This window comes from Mesorhizobium sp. P3_B5, assembly GCF_056402815.1.
In genome coordinates, this window is record NZ_JBFUGR010000001.1 from 908362 (window position 1) to 927541 (window position 19180).

At 63.8% G+C, this 19180-nt stretch carries 18 protein-coding genes and 1 pseudogene; 12 read left to right on the top strand and 7 right to left on the bottom strand.

The features are described 5' to 3' along the window. Nucleotide 1 precedes the first annotated feature (1 nt). Both lpxK and AC1DVW_RS04540 read left to right on the top strand, forming a co-directional pair. Nucleotides 2-1027, top strand: coding sequence for a tetraacyldisaccharide 4'-kinase (gene lpxK / locus AC1DVW_RS04535; protein ID WP_477242705.1), 1026 nt, complete (start codon nucleotides 2-4; stop codon nucleotides 1025-1027). 55 nt (nucleotides 1028-1082) lie between these two features. Then, on the top strand, nucleotides 1083-1607 hold the full coding sequence (locus tag AC1DVW_RS04540; RefSeq protein ID WP_477242706.1) for a hypothetical protein: 525 nt from the start codon (nucleotides 1083-1085) through the stop codon (nucleotides 1605-1607). A gap of 23 nt (nucleotides 1608-1630) precedes the next feature. On the opposite strand, the gene AC1DVW_RS04545 is transcribed toward AC1DVW_RS04540, so the two are convergent. Continuing rightward, complete coding sequence (locus AC1DVW_RS04545) at nucleotides 1631-1864, bottom strand: DUF2093 domain-containing protein (protein ID WP_477242707.1); 234 nt, start codon at nucleotides 1862-1864, stop codon at nucleotides 1631-1633. 115 nt (nucleotides 1865-1979) lie between these two features. Here AC1DVW_RS04545 and AC1DVW_RS04550 point away from each other — a divergent pair, with 115 nt between their 5' ends. Continuing rightward, nucleotides 1980-2270 carry a hypothetical protein gene (locus AC1DVW_RS04550; protein WP_477321431.1) on the top strand — a complete coding sequence of 97 codons (291 nt, stop codon included), beginning with the start codon at nucleotides 1980-1982 and terminating at the stop codon, nucleotides 2268-2270. Nucleotides 2271-2562: 292 nt separating this feature from the next. Here the strand turns inward: AC1DVW_RS04550 and AC1DVW_RS04555 are convergent, their stop codons facing one another. Beyond that, on the bottom strand, nucleotides 2563-3489 hold the full coding sequence (locus AC1DVW_RS04555) for a LysR substrate-binding domain-containing protein (RefSeq protein ID WP_477321433.1): 927 nt from the start codon (nucleotides 3487-3489) through the stop codon (nucleotides 2563-2565). A 91-nt stretch (nucleotides 3490-3580) separates the two neighbouring features. On the opposite strand from AC1DVW_RS04555, the gene AC1DVW_RS04560 reads away from it, so the two are divergent. Then, nucleotides 3581-4474 (top strand): DMT family transporter, encoded by an 894-nt coding sequence (locus AC1DVW_RS04560; RefSeq protein ID WP_477321435.1) that lies wholly within the window; start codon nucleotides 3581-3583, stop codon nucleotides 4472-4474. An 89-nt stretch (nucleotides 4475-4563) separates the two neighbouring features. Here AC1DVW_RS04560 and AC1DVW_RS04565 read toward each other — a convergent pair whose 3' ends face one another. The 3 genes from AC1DVW_RS04565 to AC1DVW_RS04575 all read right to left on the bottom strand — a co-directional run bounded on the left by AC1DVW_RS04565 (nucleotide 4564) and on the right by AC1DVW_RS04575 (nucleotide 7747). Beyond that, nucleotides 4564-4917, bottom strand: a complete 354-nt coding sequence (locus tag AC1DVW_RS04565) for a DUF1905 domain-containing protein (protein WP_477273520.1) — start codon at nucleotides 4915-4917, stop codon at nucleotides 4564-4566. Next, complete coding sequence (gene mutL / locus AC1DVW_RS04570) at nucleotides 4883-6757, bottom strand: DNA mismatch repair endonuclease MutL (RefSeq protein ID WP_477321437.1); 1875 nt, start codon at nucleotides 6755-6757, stop codon at nucleotides 4883-4885. The genes AC1DVW_RS04565 and mutL overlap by 35 nt, the downstream gene beginning before the upstream one ends. Before the next feature lie 87 nt (nucleotides 6758-6844). After that, on the bottom strand, nucleotides 6845-7747 hold the full coding sequence (locus AC1DVW_RS04575) for a LysR substrate-binding domain-containing protein (RefSeq protein ID WP_477321439.1): 903 nt from the start codon (nucleotides 7745-7747) through the stop codon (nucleotides 6845-6847). Nucleotides 7748-7839: 92 nt separating this feature from the next. On the opposite strand from AC1DVW_RS04575, the gene AC1DVW_RS04580 reads away from it, so the two are divergent. From AC1DVW_RS04580 to AC1DVW_RS04600, 5 genes and pseudogenes are all read left to right on the top strand, one after another. After that, nucleotides 7840-9390, top strand: a complete 1551-nt coding sequence (locus AC1DVW_RS04580) for a trimethylamine methyltransferase family protein (protein WP_477321441.1) — start codon at nucleotides 7840-7842, stop codon at nucleotides 9388-9390. A 44-nt stretch (nucleotides 9391-9434) separates the two neighbouring features. After that, nucleotides 9435-11083 (top strand): annotated as a pseudogene (locus AC1DVW_RS04585) (ABC transporter substrate-binding protein). An 87-nt stretch (nucleotides 11084-11170) separates the two neighbouring features. Beyond that, on the top strand, nucleotides 11171-13153 hold the full coding sequence (locus AC1DVW_RS04590) for an oxidoreductase (protein ID WP_477321443.1): 1983 nt from the start codon (nucleotides 11171-11173) through the stop codon (nucleotides 13151-13153). 91 nt (nucleotides 13154-13244) lie between these two features. Next, nucleotides 13245-13724: a DUF3828 domain-containing protein gene (locus AC1DVW_RS04595; protein ID WP_477242717.1), complete on the top strand. Its 480-nt coding sequence runs from the start codon at nucleotides 13245-13247 to the stop codon at nucleotides 13722-13724. Between the two features lie 4 nt (nucleotides 13725-13728). Continuing rightward, a complete protein-coding gene (locus AC1DVW_RS04600) occupies nucleotides 13729-14286 on the top strand; it encodes a hypothetical protein (RefSeq protein ID WP_477242718.1) in 558 nt (185 codons plus the stop codon). Between the two features lie 175 nt (nucleotides 14287-14461). Here AC1DVW_RS04600 and queF read toward each other — a convergent pair whose 3' ends face one another. After that, the gene (gene queF / locus AC1DVW_RS04605) at nucleotides 14462-14923 is read right to left on the bottom strand and encodes a preQ(1) synthase (protein ID WP_477321445.1); all 462 of its coding nucleotides are present in this window, start codon (nucleotides 14921-14923) and stop codon (nucleotides 14462-14464) included. 137 nt (nucleotides 14924-15060) lie between these two features. Between queF and AC1DVW_RS04610 the strand changes: the two genes are divergently transcribed. Beyond that, nucleotides 15061-17106 (top strand): oxidoreductase, encoded by a 2046-nt coding sequence (locus tag AC1DVW_RS04610; RefSeq protein ID WP_477321447.1) that lies wholly within the window; start codon nucleotides 15061-15063, stop codon nucleotides 17104-17106. A 172-nt stretch (nucleotides 17107-17278) separates the two neighbouring features. Then, a complete protein-coding gene (locus AC1DVW_RS04615; RefSeq protein WP_477321448.1) occupies nucleotides 17279-18016 on the top strand; it encodes a hypothetical protein in 738 nt (245 codons plus the stop codon). Between the two features lie 179 nt (nucleotides 18017-18195). On the opposite strand, the gene AC1DVW_RS04620 is transcribed toward AC1DVW_RS04615, so the two are convergent. Then, nucleotides 18196-18603 (bottom strand): hypothetical protein, encoded by a 408-nt coding sequence (locus tag AC1DVW_RS04620; RefSeq protein ID WP_477321450.1) that lies wholly within the window; start codon nucleotides 18601-18603, stop codon nucleotides 18196-18198. A gap of 116 nt (nucleotides 18604-18719) precedes the next feature. Here AC1DVW_RS04620 and AC1DVW_RS04625 point away from each other — a divergent pair, with 116 nt between their 5' ends. Next, entirely contained in the window at nucleotides 18720-19148 is a 429-nt protein-coding gene (locus AC1DVW_RS04625) for a MarR family winged helix-turn-helix transcriptional regulator (RefSeq protein WP_477242723.1), read from the top strand. The last annotated feature ends 32 nt before the right edge of the window (nucleotides 19149-19180 follow it).

The following is a 19180-nucleotide window of genomic DNA, read 5'->3' on the forward strand; positions in this document are numbered from 1 at the left end:
CGTGTCCAGCGAAGCACCGCCCTTCTGGTGGGAGGAGCCGGACTGGCGTGTGTTCGCCCTGTCGCCGCTGTCCGCGGCCTATGCCCTCGTTGCCGGCCGCCGCATGCGGCAAGCAGTGCGCGAAAAGATCGACGCGCCAGTGCTTTGCGTCGGCAATTTCACCGTCGGCGGCAGCGGCAAGACGCCGGTGGCGATCGCGCTGGCCAGGCAGGCCAAACGCATGCAGCTCAATCCAGGTTTCCTGTCGCGCGGTCATGGCGGCTCCTTTGCGCAGCCGCATGTCGTCGATCCGCATCACGACACCGCCAAACATGTTGGCGACGAGCCGCTGCTTCTGGCCGAACAGGCGCCGGTGGCGGTGACGCCGAACCGCGCCGCCGGCGCCAGGCTGCTCATGGAAAAGCACGGCTGCGATTTCCTGATCATGGACGACGGCTTCCAGAGCGCACGCATCCATATCGATTATGCGCTGGTCGTGGTCGATGCGCGTTACGGCATCGGCAATGGCCGCGTCATTCCAGGCGGGCCGCTCAGGGCAAACATCGTCGACCAGCTGGTCTTCACCAGCGGGCTGCTGAAGATGGGCGAGGGCACCGCTGCCGACACGGTCGTGCGCCAGGCGGCTCGCGCCGGCCGGGCGATCTTCGAGGCGCATACCGAGCCAAGCCGCAGGGAAAGGCTTGTCGGCCGGCGGTTTCTCGCCTTTGCCGGCATCGGCCACCCCGACAAATTCTTCGATACGATCCGCGACGCCGGGGGCGACGTGGCGCTGGCCCGGCCGTTCCCGGACCATCATTTCTATGGCGAGGACGAGCTTGCCGAACTGGCGGCGACGGCGCGCAAGGACGGCCTTGGGATCATCACCACCGCCAAGGACGCCGCCCGGCTGCGCCACGGCGCATCGCCGGAGTTTCTCGACCAGCTTGACGTGCTCGAGATCGACACCGTGTTCGAGCTCGAAAACGTGCCGGAACGCATTATCGACGAGACGCTGGATGCCTGGCGCCAGCGCAAACTGAGGGGCTGATCGCGTTCCAGCAATCGATTCTGCGGCAGGAATATTCTGGCCGCCTTTCAGGACTATGATCCAGATCGGCTTTCGCGCGGGGGATGGAATGGTCAGGTTGCGGGCGCTCTTTGTCGGCTGTGTTCTTGCGGGGATCGCAAACCCATCTTCGGCGCAAACGCCCGCCATGACCGACAGCGAATTTCTGGTCTCGGTCACCGATGCGGACGGTGTCGCCCACGTCAAGCCCTCCAATGTCGTTCCGCTTATTCCTGATCGCGCCTGCTATGCATGGCGCATACAGCTGGGGCCGGGCGACAAGTTGGTATCGGCCACGGAGGTGTTCACGCTTCCCGCAGAGCCGAAGCAGTGGGGTGGCATAGACGGCGACGAGTATAGCTCCAGCAAGATATCGGGCGATCGAAAAGTCTCCGAGACAACCCTGTTCTATAAGCCGAAGGACGGATGGATCTCGCATGGCTGGTGCGTGGCCGACGGCGATCCAACTGGGCCGTATTCCATCAAGGTGCTCGTTGGCGACCGACTGATTCACGAATTTCAGTTCAGGGTCGAAAACGCGCCGGCATCCTCAGTCCCATAGCCCTGCGGGATAAAAATGCCGATCTAGCGCCGGCTGCGCAGTTCCGGATGCGTTTCGATCTCACGGCGCAGTGAGGCGGCAGCACTCACATAGGGCTCCTGCCTGGCGACGCTCCAGTATTTGAGCTCGTCCAGGGGGATGTTCTCGCCGGTTACCGCGCAGCGCACGAATGCGCCCGGGCTGGTGACCTGGAAGTCACCGTCGAGATAACGGATACGGGCTTCCTTGCCGCCGGGGCCTTCGAAGCGGTTCATCATGAGGGGACGCCAAGGTTCATGATGATTTCATCGCCACAAATTGCCGGCAAGGTCAAGCTTGACGCAATGCAGAAGCTCTATTGTCAGGCTGGAAACCACCTATTGTGGGAACGGCATGGACATTTCATCTGCCCGCCTGACCGCGTTGCTGAAGGAGGCCGTGACATCGCAGGCCGTGCCGTCGGCCAGGGCCGACCCGGTCAGGACGGCGCTGATCAAGGTACTGGTGCTACCGCCAGTGCCGGCAGGCGCGTCCCCGCAATCGGCAGCGCCGGCTCCGCCGATCTTGTTGCCTGCAACCGCCGCAAAGGTGCAGCGGGCAGCCTCGGCTGAGATCATGCAGGCCTATCTGCCTTGGCCGAGCCGGATGCTGTCAGCGATGCCGCACCCGCGACGGCCGCAGTGAGGCGGCCGGACGGCGACGAGGCGCAGCGCGGCCTCGCGGCGCCTCTGGCAAGACCCGATGATGGCGGAGCCGTTCGGCCTACTGGCTTGCCATGGCTAGCACTTCTGGCACCTGAGCTTTCGCCCCCACGCCGTGCGGCCATCACCGCTGCAGCACCGGAGCGAGGGCAGGCAATCTCCCGGTCGAGCGATGCGGCAAGGCCTGAACACAGGCAGATGAGCGTCGGGCTGATGTCGCTGGCGGCTGGGCTGTTGGCCGCGGCGATAGTCGGGTTCGTCCTGCTAATACTCCGCTAGCGCTCGGCCTCGATGAACGCGTCCATCTTTTCCATGGCCAGACCGGCCTGGGCAGCAATGCGCCGCGCCAGGTCCGCGGCAGCGCTGCGCGGTCGCCCAATTGGCCGGTCGAGCCAGTAGGACACCGGGTTGAGCGCGGTGCGGTCGTCAACGGTGACGATGCGGCCCGACTTCAGTTGGTGCTCGGTCAGCGGCGGGCGCGCCAGCGCGATGCCCAGGCCGTGGGCGGCGGCGTCGAGCACCAGATTGTAGTCCTCGAAGCGGCGGTCCTGCGGGCGCGGGCGGTAGTCCATGCCTTGCGCCGCGAACCAGGCGCGCCAGGCCGAGGCATCGGAATCGTTGACCAGCGGAAATTTGAGCAGCCGCGCAGGGTCGCCGCGGCCGATCTCGCGGGCAAGCTCGGGCGAGGCGACGGGGAAAACATGCTCCTCGAAAAGCTGTACCGAGACCCGGCCAGGAATGCCGCCGCGCCCGCAGCGGATCGACAGGTCGATGCCTTCGTCGGCAAGGTCGGCCTGGCGGATGTCGACGTCGAGCACGATGCGCAGCTTTGACGGGTGGTTTTCCAGTGCCGCCATGCGTGGCATCAGCCAAAGCCCGCTTACCGAGGGGATCGAGGTCAGCCGCACCACGGCGGTGCCGCGCGGCTCGACCCAGCGGTCCGAATGGCTTGATATCAGCGCAAAGGCCTCCGCCGTACGCAGATGCAGGCGGTTGCCCTCGATTGTCAGCGAAACACCGCGCGCGCCGCGATCGAACACTTTCAAGCCCAGCCAGTCCTCGAGCTTGGCGATCTGCCGGCTGACGGCGCCGTGGGTGATGTTGAGCTTTTCGGCGGCGGCCGAAAAGCTGCCTGTTCGCGCCGCAGCGTCGAAGGCGCGGAGCGTTTCGAGCGGCACCATTGTGTCTGAGCTGTGATCCATAGTCACAGGTGATCCTCGATTTGGTCGTTTGTCAACCAGCCGGAAAAGGCGTTTTCTGCATTTAGAGACGCAGGAACACGAGGACAGTGAGATGAGCGCGATGACCAGCACGTTGAATCCGACACAGCGGATGGATACCACCGCAGCCATCGCGGTGGCGCTGACCGTGGTCGGCTGGGCCTCGGCCTTTCCGGCGATCCGCGCCGGCCTTGCCGCCTTCGGGCCGCTGGAACTCGGCGCGCTGCGCTTTGCCATCGCCGCCGTGCCGGCGGCGATCTTCCTTGCCGTCAAGCGTCCGGCGCTGCCAAGGCTCGACGAACTCTGGCGCCTGGCCTTTGGCGGCGCCATCTTCGTCGCGCTGTACACGGTGATGCTCAATTACGGTGAACTGACCGTGTCAGCCGGCGCTGCCGGCTTCATCATCAATGTCAGCCCGATCTTCACCGCCATCATGGCGATGGCACTGCTCGGTGAGCGTTTCTCAAGCTGGGCCTGGGCTGGCACAGTGATATCCTTCGCCGGCATTGGCGTCATAGCCGTGGCAGACGGGCAGGGCCTGCATTTCAATGCCGGCGCGCTGCTGGTCCTTGGTTCGGCGCTTTGCTCGGCCGTCAACACCATCGTCCAGAAGCCGCTGTTTGCTCGCCACCATCCGCTCACCATTTCGGCTTCGAACATGCTGCTCGGCGCACTCTGCCTATCGCCCTTCCTGCCAAGCGGCTTTGCGCAGGCAGCGGTGGCCAACACGGCTGGCCTCGGCGCCGTGGTCTTTCTCGGCATCGTGCCCAGCCTGATCGCCTATGCCGCCTGGGCAACCGCGCTCTCGCGCCTGCCGGCCGCACGTGCCTCGAACTTCCTCTATCTGGTTTCGCCCATGTCGGCCCTGATCGGCTTCTTCTGGCTGGGCGAGATCCCGACCCTGCTCGGCATCCTCGGCGGCGCGCTGGCGCTGGGCGGTGTTATCGTGGTGAATTTGAAGCGCTAGATCAAAGGGTTGGGCGCCTATCCCGAATCAAAATGAGAGCCGCACCGGAATTTACTCTGCTCCACCTCTCTGCCGCCACGGGCGGGTCGCTATCGTCCGCGAAGGCGTATCGTGATGACAGCGGAAATCGAATCGCCTGCCGTTAGATCGCACTGACGCCGAACGTCGTCCTTCAGGGGCAAAAGATAGCTTCCATCCTTGGGAAGTAGCGACGTGCCGAACATGACGCCGTCAATGGCCGCCTCGACAGGGATCACCCCCCAGCCATAGGTCGCCAACTTCGCCACCTTTTTGATCTCGTCGCCATGATGCTCGGGGATTGGCGCGAAGAAGTATGGCGAAGGGCCCCGCCAGTGGATCACTTCGGCTTCGAACCGGAGCTGGAGCGTCGACTCGTCGCCCACAGGCTCACCGCCGCCCGAACAGCCGTTCGATGTCGGCAAGCTTCAGCTCGATATAGGTGGGGCGGCCATGGTTGCAGGTGCCGGAACCCGGCGTCGCTTCCATCTGGCGCAGCAGCGCGTTCATCTCCTCCGCTTTCAGCAGGCGACCTGAGCGCACCGAGCCGTGGCAGGCCATCGTGGCGGCAATCTTGTCCAGCCGGCCTTTCAGCGTCTCGACCGTGTCATTGTCGGCGATCTCGTCGGCAAGGTCGCGCACCAATTGCTGGACATTGGTATCGCCCAGCATCGACGGCGTTTCGCGCACCGCCACCGCGCCAGGGCCGAAGCGCTCGATGCCGAGGCCGAAGCGGGCCAGCGTTTCCGAATGCATGGCAAGCCGCTCGGCGTCTTCTTCCGGCAGATCGACGATCTCCGGCAACAGCAGCATCTGCGACGGCACCGCGCGCGAATGCAACGCATTCTTCAAGGCTTCGTAGACCAGCCGCTCATGCGCCGCATGCTGGTCGACGATGACAAGCGAATCCCGGGTTTGGGCGACGATGTAGTTTTCATGCACCTGCGCGCGGGCGGCGCCCAGCGCCGTGCCGAGCAGCGTCTGCGCCGCTTCATCCGACCCGGCGCGCGCATCGGCGCTGGCAAGTGGGCCAGCGTCGAATGCCGGCTGGTCGCTTTCGCTGAAGCCCCCATTTCTCGGCCCTGTATGCTCGAAGCCCATGTCGAGCGGTCGCTGCGGCGAGCGCGAGGCATCGAAACCGGTGGAGCCAGACGCACGGTAGGCAGCGTCATAGCTGCGATGGCCGTTGGCCGGGCCGCCATGCGCATAGGACGCCGCACCCGGCCGGAACGCCGCCATCATGCCGGCTGCCCCTGATGTGGCGGCACGGATGCCGGATTCGGCCAGCGCTTGCCGGATGGCGCCGACGATCAGCCCGCGCACCAGTCCGGGGTCGCGGAAACGCACATCGGCCTTGGCCGGGTGGACATTGACGTCGACGACACCGGGATCGAGCGTCAGGAACAGCACGGTCACCGCATGGCGGTCGCGCGGCAGTACATCGGCGAAGGCGCCGCGAATGGCGCCGGCGATCAGCTTGTCGCGCACCGGCCGGCCGTTGACATAGGCATATTGCTGCAGAGCGTTGGCGCGGCTGAAGGACGGGATCGAGACATGGCCGGTCAGATGCACGTCGTCACGCACAGCGTCGATGGCAATGGCATTGTCGGGAAAGTCGGTGCCCATCACCTGCGCGACGCGGCGCAATCGGCCTTCCGGGCTGTCGTCGGTCGCCGGCAGCTCCAGCGTCGAGCGGTCGGAGCCCGCCAGTGTGAAGCGCACCGCGGGAAAGGCAATCGAGATGCGCTTGATCACGTCGCTGGTCGCCGAGCTTTCGGCGCGCTCGCCCTTCATGAATTTGAGCCGCGCCGGTGTGGCGAAGAACAGGTCGCGCACCTCGACCGTGGTGCCGCGATTGGCTGCCGCCGGCTTGACGGCAGAGACGCGGCCGCCCTCGATGCCGATCTCGGCGGCGCTGTCACCCGAGGCCGTGCGCGAGCGGATCGACAGCCGTGACACCGAACCGATCGACGGCAGCGCCTCGCCGCGAAAACCGAGCGAGCGGATGTCGTGGATGTTCTCGGTGAGCTTCGAGGTACAGTGGCGGGCGATCGCCAGCGCCAGTTCCGGCTCGGGAATGCCGGAGCCGTCGTCGGTGACGCGGATCAGGTTCAGCCCGCCGCCGGAGGTGACGATCTCGACACGGGAAGCCCCGGCATCCAGCGCGTTCTCGACCAGTTCCTTGACCACGCTGGCCGGACGCTCGATGACTTCGCCGGCGGCGATCTGGTTGATCATCGTTTCGGAAAGTTGGCGAATGGGCATGGGGCCACTATAGGCGGATTCGAGGCCACTGCGGAAGCTTTCGATGCCGGCGTGCCAGCGGAGATGACAGGGGCTCCATTCACCGCCTCACGCCTGCGCAGCCAGCCAATCCCTTACCTTGCGGGCGTTGTCACTGAGTTCCCGGTTCCTCGACCAGATGATGTGAAAGCCCTTGCCGGTTCGCATCGTGTGGCCGGTGACGCGCACCAGCAGCCCCGAGGCCAAAAGGCGCTCGGCAAGGTGTCCCCAGCCGAGCGCAATGCCTTGGCCCTCCATCACCGCCTGGATCACCAGAGCATAGTCGTTGATGCGCAGGCCACGCCCGGCATCGGTGATATCGACCCCGGCGGACTGAAACCACTCGTCCCAGCTCGCAGCCTCGCGAAACGGCTCTTCGAGATGGATGAGCCGGTGTGCCGGAAGATCCTCGACGGTCTGCGGCAGCCCGAAGCGCGCCACATAGCTTGCGCCGGCAACCGGGAATATCTCCTCATCGGCCAGCGGCAGCGCATGATAGTCCGGCCATTCCCTGGGCTCACCGCCGCGAATGCCGAGCGGAATGTCCTCGGCGATGATGTCGAGGTCGCGGTCGGCGGTCTGGATGCGCAGGTCGACGCCCGGCAGCTCGTCGCGAAACTGCTGCAGGCGCGGCATCATCCAGAACGAGGCGAAAGCGGTCGACGCCGCCAGCGTCACATGCGCGCCGACGGCGATCTGGCGCAGATCCTCGGCCGACTTGCGGATGTGCGACAGGCCGAGCGAGACGTCGGCATGGAAGCGGTCACCGGCTTCGGTAAGGCTGACTTGTCGATGGCGACGCTGGAAGAGTTTGGCGCCAAGCTGCTCTTCCAGTCCGCGGATCGCATAGGACACCGCGGCCTGGGTCATGCCGAGCTCCCGCCCGGCCGCAGTAAAGCTCGACAGCCGCCCGGCGGCCTCGAAGACAATGAGGCTGCCGGCGGATGGCAGCAGATGGCGCAAGCTTCGCATAAGCAGAGCTTATACAAGAGATCAGGATTTTCCAGCGTCACAGCTGTATTTTGTCTCGCTAAATTGACTGGCTCTGGGAGGATGGAGTTTCCATGAACGCACCGGCCGTCGAAGTGACCGAACCTGCCAACCGTCGAGCGGGTGGCCGCCTGGGGCGCAAGGTGCTGCGGGGGATTCCCATGGCGTCGTTTCCGACCCTGGTCCGCAAGATCCCCGTGTATCAGATGGTCCCGGATGAGGCGGTGGAACTGATCCACCAGGAGTCGCTCTCGATCCTCGAAGAGGTGGGATGCGAGTTCCGCGACGACGAGGCCATTGCACTGTGGAAGGCGGCGGGAGCCGACGTGTCGGAAACGCGTGTCCGGATCGACCGTGCGCTCCTGATGGAGCTCATATCGAAGGTCCCGTCGGAGTTTACACTCAATGCGAGAAATCCGCAGCGCACGGTGCGCGTTGGCGGCGACAACTCCATCTTCGTACCGATGTATGGCGCGCCTTACGTGCGCGACCTCGACAACAACAGGCGCTATGGCACGCTCGCCGACCTGCAGAATTTCCACAAGCTCGCCTACATGGCGCCGGCGCTCCACTCGTCGAGCTCGGTCATCTGCGAGCCGATGGAAATCGCGGTGCCCAAGCGCCATCTCCACATCATCCATTCGGCGCTGAAGCACTCCGACAAGCCGTTCATGGGCATCGTGACGTCCAAGGAACGAGCCGARGACASGATGGCGATGGCAGGCATCGTGTTCGGCGAGGACTATGTCCGCGACAACCCGGTGCTGGTGTCGATCACCAAYTGCAAYTCGCCGCTGGTGTGGGATGCCACCATGCTTGACGCCATGAAGGTCTATGCGCGCAGCAACCAGCCGCTGATCCTGGCGCCATTCGCGCTGTGCGGCGCCTCGACTTCAGCCTCTGCAGTGGGAGCAGTTGCGCAGGTCAATGCCGAAGCGCTGGCGGGCGTCGCGTTCACGCAACTCCTGCGTCCGGGTTCGCCGCAGCTCTACGGACAGTTCATGGTTACGGTGGACATGAAGACCGGCGCTCCAATGGGCGGCACGCCGGAGGCGGCCCAGATGATGTATCTGATGGGGGCACTGGCGCGCAAATACCGCCTGCCATGGCGCACGTCGGGCTTCCATGTCGGGTCGAAGCTGAACGATGCCCAGGCGGGCTACGAGGCGAACATGCTGATGCATGCCGCAATCCTCTCCGGTGCCAACTACATCTGGCATTCCGCCGGATGGCTCGAGGCCGGCTTGAGCTGCGGCTATTCGAAATTCGCGACGGACTGCGAACAACTCGTTGGCTGGTACAAATATGCGGGCGGGCTGCCGTTCGACGATTTCAAGGAAGCGATGGCGGCGATCCGCGAGGTCGGGCCTCAGGGCCATTTCCTCGGCACACAGCATACGCTCGAACATTTCGAGTCGGCCTTCTTCATCCCGAGCATCATGGACTTCAATTCATACGAACAGTGGAAGGCCGAAGGGGCCAAGGATCACGACACGCGCGGCCGCGAGAAAGCTCGCAACATGCTCGCGGACTACCAGGAGCCGAAGCTCGACGAGGGTGTCGCTGAGGGGCTGGCGGATTTCATCGCGCGGCGCGAGGAGGCGCTGCCAAATAGCGTCAGTTGACGCGACGCACGACCAACTGACGGGAACAAAAAAGGGAGAAAAAAATGAGGTTCTTCAGAAGCAATGGCGACCGCGTGCCTGATACCATCGAGGCAATGGCGAAAGAGGCGCGTGCAGGCCATATGGACCGCCGCGAATTCCTCGCGCTTGCCAGCGCATTCGGCGCCTCGACGGCCTTCGCCTACGGCATGATCGGCCTTGCCGCGCCGACCAAAGCCCTGGCCGATGAACCGAAAAAGGGCGGAACGCTGCGTGTCGCAATGTCGGTCAAGGCGCAGAAGGATCCGCGCACCTATGACTGGACCGAGATGGCAAACGTCACCCGTTGCTGGCTGGAGCCGCTCGTCCGCTACACGCACGAGTTCACGTTCGAGCCCGTCCTGCTCGAAAGCTGGGACGTCAATGACGACGCCACCGAATACACACTGCATCTGCGCAAAGGCGTCACCTGGAACAATGGCGATGCCTTCAACGCCGATGACGTGGTCGCCAATCTGAACCGCTGGTGCGACAAGGTGCGTCCGGCAATTCCATGGCAGCACGCGTCGGCGCGCTGATCGATACAACGACCGGCAAGGCCAAGGATGGCGCCATCACCAAGGTCGATGACCTCACGGTCAAGCTAAAGCTGGCCGAACCCGACATCGCCATCATACCGGGCTTCACCGACTATCCGGCGCTGGTCGTGCATCGCGACTTCGACAAGGATGGCGCCGACCCGATCAAGAAGCCGATCGGCACCGGACCTTTCGAACTGGTGTCCTATGCGGTGGGTACGAAGGCGGTCGTCAAGCGTCGCGAGAACGGCAAGTGGTGGGGTGGCGAAGCGCCGCTCGACGGTGTCGAGTTCATCGACTACGGCACCGACTTCAACGCCACGCTGAATGCCTTCGAGTCCGGCGAGATCGACCTCGATTTCGAAACGCCGGCCGACTTCATCGACGCCCTCGACAAGATGGATCTGGTGAAATCGGAGGTCGCGACGGCGACCACGCTGGTTGCCCGCACCAACATCACCCACAAGCCCTATGACGACCAGCGGGTGCGCAATGCGCTGCAGATGGCCGTCGACAACAATGCTGTCATGCAGCTCGGCTACGCCGGGCTCGGCACGGTCGGCGAGAACCACCACGTCGCCCCGATCCATCCCGAATACTATCCGCTGCCCAAGAAGACACGCGATGCGGCCGCCGCCAAGAAGCTGATGGCGGATGCCGGGCAGGCCGACTTCGAGCACGAGCTGATCACCGTCGAGGACGAATGGCAGAAGAACACCGGCGATGCGATCGCCGGCCAGTTGCGCGATGCCGGCATCAAGGTGAAGCGTACAGTGTTGCCGGGCTCGACCTTCTGGAATGACTGGACGAAGTATCCGTACTCGATGACCATCTGGTACATGCGGCCGCTGGGCGTCCAGGTGCTGGCGCTCGGCTATCGCTCGGGCGAAGCCTGGAACGAAACGGCCTATGCCAACCCGGATTTCGACGCCAAGCTGAAGCAGGCGCTCTCGCTGGCCGATCCCGACAAGCGCAAGGAGGTGATGAAGGACGTCGAGCAGATCCTGCAGGATTCCGGCGTCATCATCCAGCCKTTCTGGCAGAAGCTCTACTGCCACATGAGCAAGAAGGTGAAGAAYTACGGAATGCACCAGACCTACGAAATGGACTTCCAGAACGTCTGGCTGGACAGCTAGCTTACGACGCTGGCCGCAAGCTGCGCCGGCGCCATTTGCGGTGCCGGCGGGTCGACATACCCGCCAAGATTGAAGGGGAGTACGCGAATGTCTGGGCGGGTCTTCAAGCGACTGTTCGAGCCCGCAACATTGCGCGGCAAGACATTGCGTAACCGCATCGTTTTTGGAGCCCATACCGCAAATATGGCCGAGGATGGCCTGCCGACTGCCCGCCATGTCGGCTACTACGCCGAACGCGCTATTGGCGGAGCGGGCATGATCGTGATCGAGCCGATGCCGGTACATCAGGCCGCGGTGCTTACACGCGGCAATTTCCGCCCCTCGGACGACAGCGTCATCCCCCATTTCCGCAAGGTGACGGATGCCATCTGCGGCAACGGTGCTGTCGCCATCCAGCAACTCTACCACGTTGGCCAGCATGCCGATGCAGACAACTCGTTCCATGCCGGTTGGTCACCATCCGGCCTGCCGAGCTATCACGATTCAGACGGATCGCACCGCATGTCCGAGCGCCAGATCGAAGAGACGATCGACGGCTTCGTCCAGGCCGCGCGCCGCTGCCGGGAGGCGGGTTTCGACGGCGTCGAGGTCTGGGCCGCCTATCATTCGATGCTCGATCAGTTCTGGACGCCCTGGTCGAACCGCCGCGACGACCAATGGGGCGGCAGCCTGCAAAACCGCACCCGCATGAGCCGTGAGGTGATGAGCCGCATCCGCAAGGTGTGCGGCGACGACTTCATCGTCGGTCTCGCAATCAATGACGAACCGGAAGTCGAGGTGGCGTTAAAGCGAGAAGCATTGGCCGAGATAGTCAACCTGCACGACCGTGACAATCTGATGGACTACGTCACTTGCGGAACGGGTTCGTATTTCGATTTCTACAAGATCATGCCGACCTTCCTTTATCCGGAAAAGCTTGGGACGGACCTTGCCGCCGTGTTGAAATCGACGGTGAGGCACGCGTTGATCACGGCGGAAAGCCACATCCGCACTCCGGAAAACGCCGAGAGCGTGTTGAGCGAAGGTCGCGCCGATCTTGTCTCGATCGTGCGCGGGCAGATCGCCGATCCGCATCTGGCTGCAAAGGCTGCGGGTGGCCGGCATGAGGACATTCGCGGCTGTCTGTCCTGCAATCAGATGTGCTGGGGCCGGCGCGGCCGCGACTACTGGATCAGCTGCGTGATCAATCCATCGGCGGGGCGGGAATGGGAATGGGGAGGCGATCGCTTCACCCCGGCCACCCAGCCGAAACATGTGTTTGTCGTTGGGGGTGGGCCAGCGGGTCTCGAAGCCGCGCGCGTGGCGGCCGAGCGCGGCCACCGCGTGACGCTCGCCGAGGCGTCGGACCGTCTCGGCGGACAATTCCGGCTCGCCGGCCTGCAGCCGCGCCGGGCGCAGATTCTCGACCTCATCGACTGGTACCAGCGCCAGCTTGGCCAGCTTCAGGTCGATGTGCGCTATGGCCAATATGTCGAAGCAGAGGACATAGAGCGCGAGGGCGCCGATCACGTCATCGTCGCGACCGGCGCCATGCCCCAGGACGGCGCTTTCCAAAGGGCGCTGCCGCAATGGGAAAACGTTCCGGGCGGAGGCGCGGTCTTCTCGGCCGAAGCCGTGATGTCCAGGGAGGCGAGGCCGGGCAAGCGCGTGCTGGTCCTCGACGATGGTGGCAACTGGAAAGGATGCGGCACCGCCTGGAAACTCGCGGAGGACGGTCATGATGTGACGATCGTGACGCCCGACGCCATGGTTGGCAAAGAACTTCAGCGAATGGCCGTGGATGCGCCGCTGCGCCGCGCGCTTGCGGCGCTGAAGGTCAGATTTGTGACAGAAAGCGCCGTCGTGCATTGGGATGGCAAGGTGGCCCGGATAACGTCGTTGCTCGACGGGACCGAACAGGAATGCGAAGCCGACGCATTGGTGTTCGCTGCCACCAGCATGGCGCAGGACAGTCTGTCGGTGGAGCTCGAAAAACGCGGAATCGTGCATACCGCCATCGGTGACTGTACCGCTTCCAGACAGGCGGCGTTCGCCATTCACGATGGCCGCAAGGTGGCGCTTGGTCTTTGACGCGTTGCCGGGAAGACTTCATGAGTCGCAAAAAAGCCGATATGCAGGATGTGTGGTATTGCCGCCTTGCCGCCGACTCCGGAGATCCTGCATGAAACCGATGGTGCTTGCCGCTGTCTTTTCAATTGCCTTGCCCGCCGCTGCACTTGCCGGGCCGGCTTCCAAGGCCGTGAAGTTTTTCTATGTGCCTGAAGTGAAATTCGAGGCGGACACAAAGTACCGCGACCGCTTCACCGAACCGGTGACGAAACTCTTCGATCTCAACGACCAAGCGCAGAAGAACAAGCCTGACGAGGTCGCCTGCATCGATTTCGATCCAGGCCTCGACGCGCAGGACTTCGACCAGAAGACCGTGGCCAAGACGCTGAAGCTCGCCGAAGTCGTCAACGGCGACACCGCCGAAGTCACCGCAACCTTCAGCCTTTTCCCGGAAGGCGACGATTCCAAGCGCGAAATGCTGTGGTCGCTGAAGAAGGTCGACGGCAAATGGAAGGTCGCCGATATCAGCTCGAAGACCAGCAATTGGACGCTGAGCGCGCTGGAATGCATGCCCGACAAGGCACCGGAGTGATGCTATGGCCCGTTGCCGTCTTCTGGTCCTGGCGACTGTGTGCCTGCCAATAGTGAGCATAGCCACTGCTCAAGGCCTGCTCGGTGCACCCCCTGCCAATGCGCCAGGCGGTGCTTCGGAGCCGGCAACGCCACCGCTCGCGGCCCCGCCGGCCGACAGCGCGCCAGTGCCGATCCAGCCGGGATCGCCAACGGCGGTGGTCCGGCCATTTTACGATCAGGTCGGGCTGGAGATCGATCCGGCACAGCGCAGCCACTTCGTCGACCCGGCGAAGACCGTGCTCGACAAGAGCGACGCCCTGCGCAAATCGGGGCAGGGCGAATGCCTCGACCCCAACATGGCGCTCGACAATGCGGACTACGACAAGGCCGAGGTCGACAAGAGCCTGAGGACGCTTGAAGCGGTCAATGGCGACCAAGCCAAGGTCATCGTCGCCTTCGTCGTGTCAGGCAATCCGCATCGGCTGGAATGGAAGTTCAAGAAGGTCGACGGCGACTGGAAGATATCGGACCTTTTGTCGGTGACCGGCGAATGGGCGCTCAGCCAGTATCAGTGCGAATGAGCTGCTGGCCGCGCCCTGGTGATCGGCAATGAAGCTTCGCGTTCTGCTCGCGATCGCGCTGGTCGGGCTCGTCGCTGCCGGTGGCGCTACGACCAGCCGCGCTATCGCGATGCGGTCCTTCCCTTCCTCGCAACAACGCTGTGCCGGATCGGTGTCGACAATGGCTGATGCTCAATCAGCCGCGCCCGCGATAGGGCGCAACACCGGTGTCGGGCAGCCAGGCGTCTTCCGGCGGCGCGCCGGTCTGCCAGAACACGTCGATCGGAATGCCGCCGCGCGGATACCAATAGCCGCCTATGCGCAACCACAAGGGCTTGGTCACTGCCACAATGCGGCGACCAATCATGACGGTGCATTCTTCATGGAAGGCGCCATGGTTGCGAAACGAGGTCATGAACAGCTTGAGCGACTTCGATTCCACCAGAGCCGTATCGGGTGCATAGTCGATGACGATATGGGCGAAATCCGGCTGGCCGGTGACCGGGCACAGCGAGGTGAACTCCGGACAGACGAAGCGCACGATCGCCGGCGGGCCGTCGCCGCGCGCAAATGGCACGGTTTCGAGGACCGCCGTTTCGGGGCTCTTTGGCGGCTCGACGTGTGCGCCGAGCTGGGTAAGGTCTTTGGTGACAGTCATGGGCGGTGGCCTTTCGATTTTGCCGCTCAATAGCATCGGACCGAAAAGTGCGCAGCGGTTTTCGGAAAAATCCGATGCGTGAAATAGAAGCGGGAGCAGCACGCTGCTTCCGCACAATTTGAAACGACAGGAAGACGATGGCCAGCAACGATCCGCTTCTCCAGCCCTATCAGCTCAAACATCTGACGCTGAAGAACCGGGTGATGTCGACCAGCCACGAGCCGGCCTATTCCGAGGACGGCATGCCGAAAGAGCGCTACCGGCTCTACCACGCCGAAAAAGCCAAAGGCGGCATGGCGCTGACCATGACCGCCGGTTCGGCGATCGTCTCGCGCGACAGCCCGGCTGCCTTCGGCAATCTGCATGTCTATGACGACAGGATCGTGCCATGGCTCGCCGAGCTCACCGACGCCTGCCATGAGCATGACTGCAAGGTGATGATCCAGATCACCCATCTTGGCCGCCGCACCGGCTGGAACAAGGCCGACTGGCTGCCGGTTCTGTCGGCGTCGCCGGTGCGCGAGCCGGCGCATCGCGCTTTCCCGAAGACCATTGAGGATTGGGATATCGAGCGTATCGTCGCCGACTACGCTTCGGCCGCCCAGCGCTGCCAGGCGGCCGGCCTCGACGGTATCGAGTTCGAGGCCTACGGCCATCTGATGGACGGCTTCTGGTCGCCGGCCACCAACCAGCGCGACGATGATTTCGGTGGCTCGCTCGACAACCGGCTGCGCTTCACCAACATGGTGCTCGACGCGGTGCGGGCGGCGGTCGGCGACAAATTCGTCGTCGGCATCCGCATGGTCGCCGACGAGGATTTTGAGAAGGGTCTGTCGAAAGAGGAGGGTGTCGGCATCGCCAAGCGGCTGGCCGGCTCCGGCAAGGTCGATTTCCTCAACATCATTCGCGGCTCGATCGAGACCGATGCAGCACTGACCAGGGTGATCCCGGTGACCGGCATGCGCTCGTCGCCGCATCTCGATTTTGCCGGCGAGGTGAGGGCGGCGACGAAGTTCCCGACCTTCCATGCGGCGCGCATCTCCGACGTCGCCACCGCACGCCATGCCATCGCCACCGGCAAGCTCGACATGGTCGGCATGACCCGCGCCCACATCGCCGATCCGCATATCATCAAAAAGGTGATGGAAGGCCGCGAGCACGAGATCCGCCCCTGTGTCGGCGCCACCTATTGCCTCGACCGTATCTATGAGGGCGGCGAGGCGCTCTGCATCCACAATGCCGCGACCGGGCGCGAGGCCGAGATTCCGCACATCATCGTCAAGACCGAAGGACCAAAGCGCAAGGTGATCGTCGTCGGCGCCGGTGCCGGCGGGCTGGAGGCGGCGCGTGTCGCGGCCGAGCGCGGGCACCAGGTGACGGTGCTGGAAGCGTCGAGCCAGGCTGGTGGCCAGGTTCGACTGGCGACGCAGAACCCGCGCCGCAAGGAGCTGATCGGCATCATCGACTGGCGGCTGGCCGAGCTCGAGCGGCTCGGGGTCGAGATCCGCTATGACACCTGGGCCGAGAAGGACGATGTGCTGGCGCTTTCGCCCGACGTGGTGGTGATTGCCACCGGCGGCTTGCCGCAGAACCCGCCGCTTGCGGCGGGCGACAATCTCGTCACGTCGAGCTGGGACATCATGGCCGGCAGCGTCAAGCCGGCCGAGAACGTGCTGCTCTATGACGACAATGGCGGCCATCAGGGAATGGGCGCGGCCGAGCTGATCGCCAACAGCGGCGCCAGGCTGGAACTGGTTTCGCCCGAGCGTTTCTTTGCGCCGGAAATGGGCGGCATGAACCATGTGCCCTATATGCGCGCGTTCCAGGAAAAGGGCGTCACCGTCACCATCAACACGCGGCTGCGGTCGGTACGGCGCGAGGGCAATCAACTGGTGGCGGAACTGGCTTCCGACTTCGCCGATGGCTGGCGCGGCGAGCGGCGGGTCGACCAGGTGGTGGTCGAGCACGGCACGCTGCCCCTCGATGAGCTCTATCTGGCGCTGAAGCCGCTGTCGAAGAACGCCGGCGCGGTCGATTACGAGCGGCTGGTCAATGGCGGCGACATTTTTCCGGCGCGCAATGCGCAAGGTGGCTTTGTGCTTTTCCGCATCGGCGACGCGGTCGCCTCGCGCAACATCCACGCCGCGATCTATGATGGCATCCGGTTCGGCATCAGGATCTGAGCGTCCGCTAGGCCTCGCTTGGACTGGACTTGGCCGGTCATATTTGTAACTTTCCGCGCTCCGGCTGATCCAGGCGGGAAGAGCACTACCGAAGGGTCTGTACGGGAATCCTGACGCGGATCGCTTTTCCTGCGAAAAGTTGACGGCACGTCAAACGAAGTCGGGGGCCGATTTGACCAAAGAAGAACTCTTCGTTCCGCGCCAGACCAACACGGCGCTCTATATGCAGCTGTACGAGGCTGGGCACCCTGTCGCCGATATCCTCCGCGTCCAGGAGGCTTATCGTGTCTGTTGCGCCATGTTCAACGGCCGATACCGCAAGACGGGGCGGCCTTTCATCTGTCATGCGGTCGGCGCTGCGTCGGCAGTCGCGCATTTCGACAAGAGGATCGATCTGGTGCTGGCGGCGATGTTTCATGCCGCCTACGATTGCGGCCAGTTTCCAGACGGCAAATCCGGCAAGCGCAGCGATGCCCATCGCAAATGGCTGAAGCAAAAGATTGGTCCCGACGTTGAAGGTCTTGTCGCGCGCCTGGTCGACATGAATTTCGAGACGGGTGACCCCGAGCGCCTTATCACTGACGGCGTGCCGGCCGGTGACGAGGACCTCATTTTTGTGGTGCTTGCCCACGAGCTTGACGACCTGGCGGACGGCGGCTTGGCGTTTGCTCCTAAATACGGCCAGTCACTCCGATCGCGAATCGCCGCCTGCGCTGCACTGGCCAGGCGTCTGGACCGCGAAAGCCTCGCAGCGACCACCGAAGCCTATGCCGGCAGATACGAGAACATGGCTTGGGCTGCCGCGCTCCAGGAAACCAAGCTGGAGGGCTTTCGTATCGCGCCGAATTTGCGCACATACCTGAAATTGCGCCGGGTCAATCTGCGCGGAGGCTCGGTCGAGGTGATTTAGGGCACGTTGCCAATGCCCCGTGCGAGGCGACGATCCTTTGCCGTTCGAATTGGTGGCGCGCAGCCGAACCGCCGTACGGAGAGCCATCAGGCACGTCGGTCCGGTCTGCGCGCCGCGCACGTCGCCAGCGTGGCGCCGGCAGCGTGCGATCCTGTGAGCTGCGACTGCGGCAGCGACGCTCAAAACATTCTGGCGACGGCCATGCAGAGCACCGTGATGACCAGCAGCCAGGCGGCAATGCGCTCGCCCCGTGCCATCTTCGCGCGCAGGTGGGATTCAGTCGCCGCATCCGCGCCGGCAAGCTGCCTGGTGGCGGGACGAACCAGGGCGCTTAGAACGCCGGCGGCCGCAAAGGCGGTGACGATGCCCAGCGCCAGCACCCGCTCCATCGAGCCGAAATAGGCGCCATGGAAGAAATACCAGAGCAGCGCGCCGGTCAGGAAAACCATGCCGGCCGCGCCCAATTGTGGTTGGATGAAGCGCTCAGCCTTTATGTCAGGGTCGCGGGCCAGTGTGATGGTCGTGCCGGCCCAGAACACGCCGGCCATGACATGAAGACCGAGAACGACGATGTAGACATATTGCATGACCGCATTCCTCTTTTGCCTGCTGCAGATCACAAAGTTAGATATCGAATGATTCGATGTCAATGTTTGTGACCGAACCAGTTCCATCCGCATATCCATTGCTCTAGTGTCTGCTCATGACACCCTTTGACCGCCCGCCAGTCGGCATGAATCTCGGCCGCACCGCCAAACTTGTCGCCCAGGCCTTCGACGCTGCCTTGGTCGAGGCCGGCGGCACGCTGCCGGTCTGGCTCACTCTGCTTTCGGTCAAGTCACGGGAACTGGCCAACCAGCGCGAGTTGGCCGGCATGATCGGCATCCAGGGCGCGACGCTGACCCACCATCTCAACGCCATGGAGACGCAGGGCCTGCTGACGCGGCGCCGCGATCCGGAGAACCGCCGTGTTCATCTGGTCGAGCTGACTACAGCCGGAGAGGCGATGTTCCTCAAACTACGCGCGGCAGCACTTGTCTTCGACAAGCGGCTGCGGACGGGATTGCCGGAGGAGAGGCTGGCTGAGTTTGCCGAGGTGCTGGCGGCGCTGCGGGCGAATGTGGAACGCTAGCGCCGGGTGACTGTCGTGCGTGGCTCTGCCAT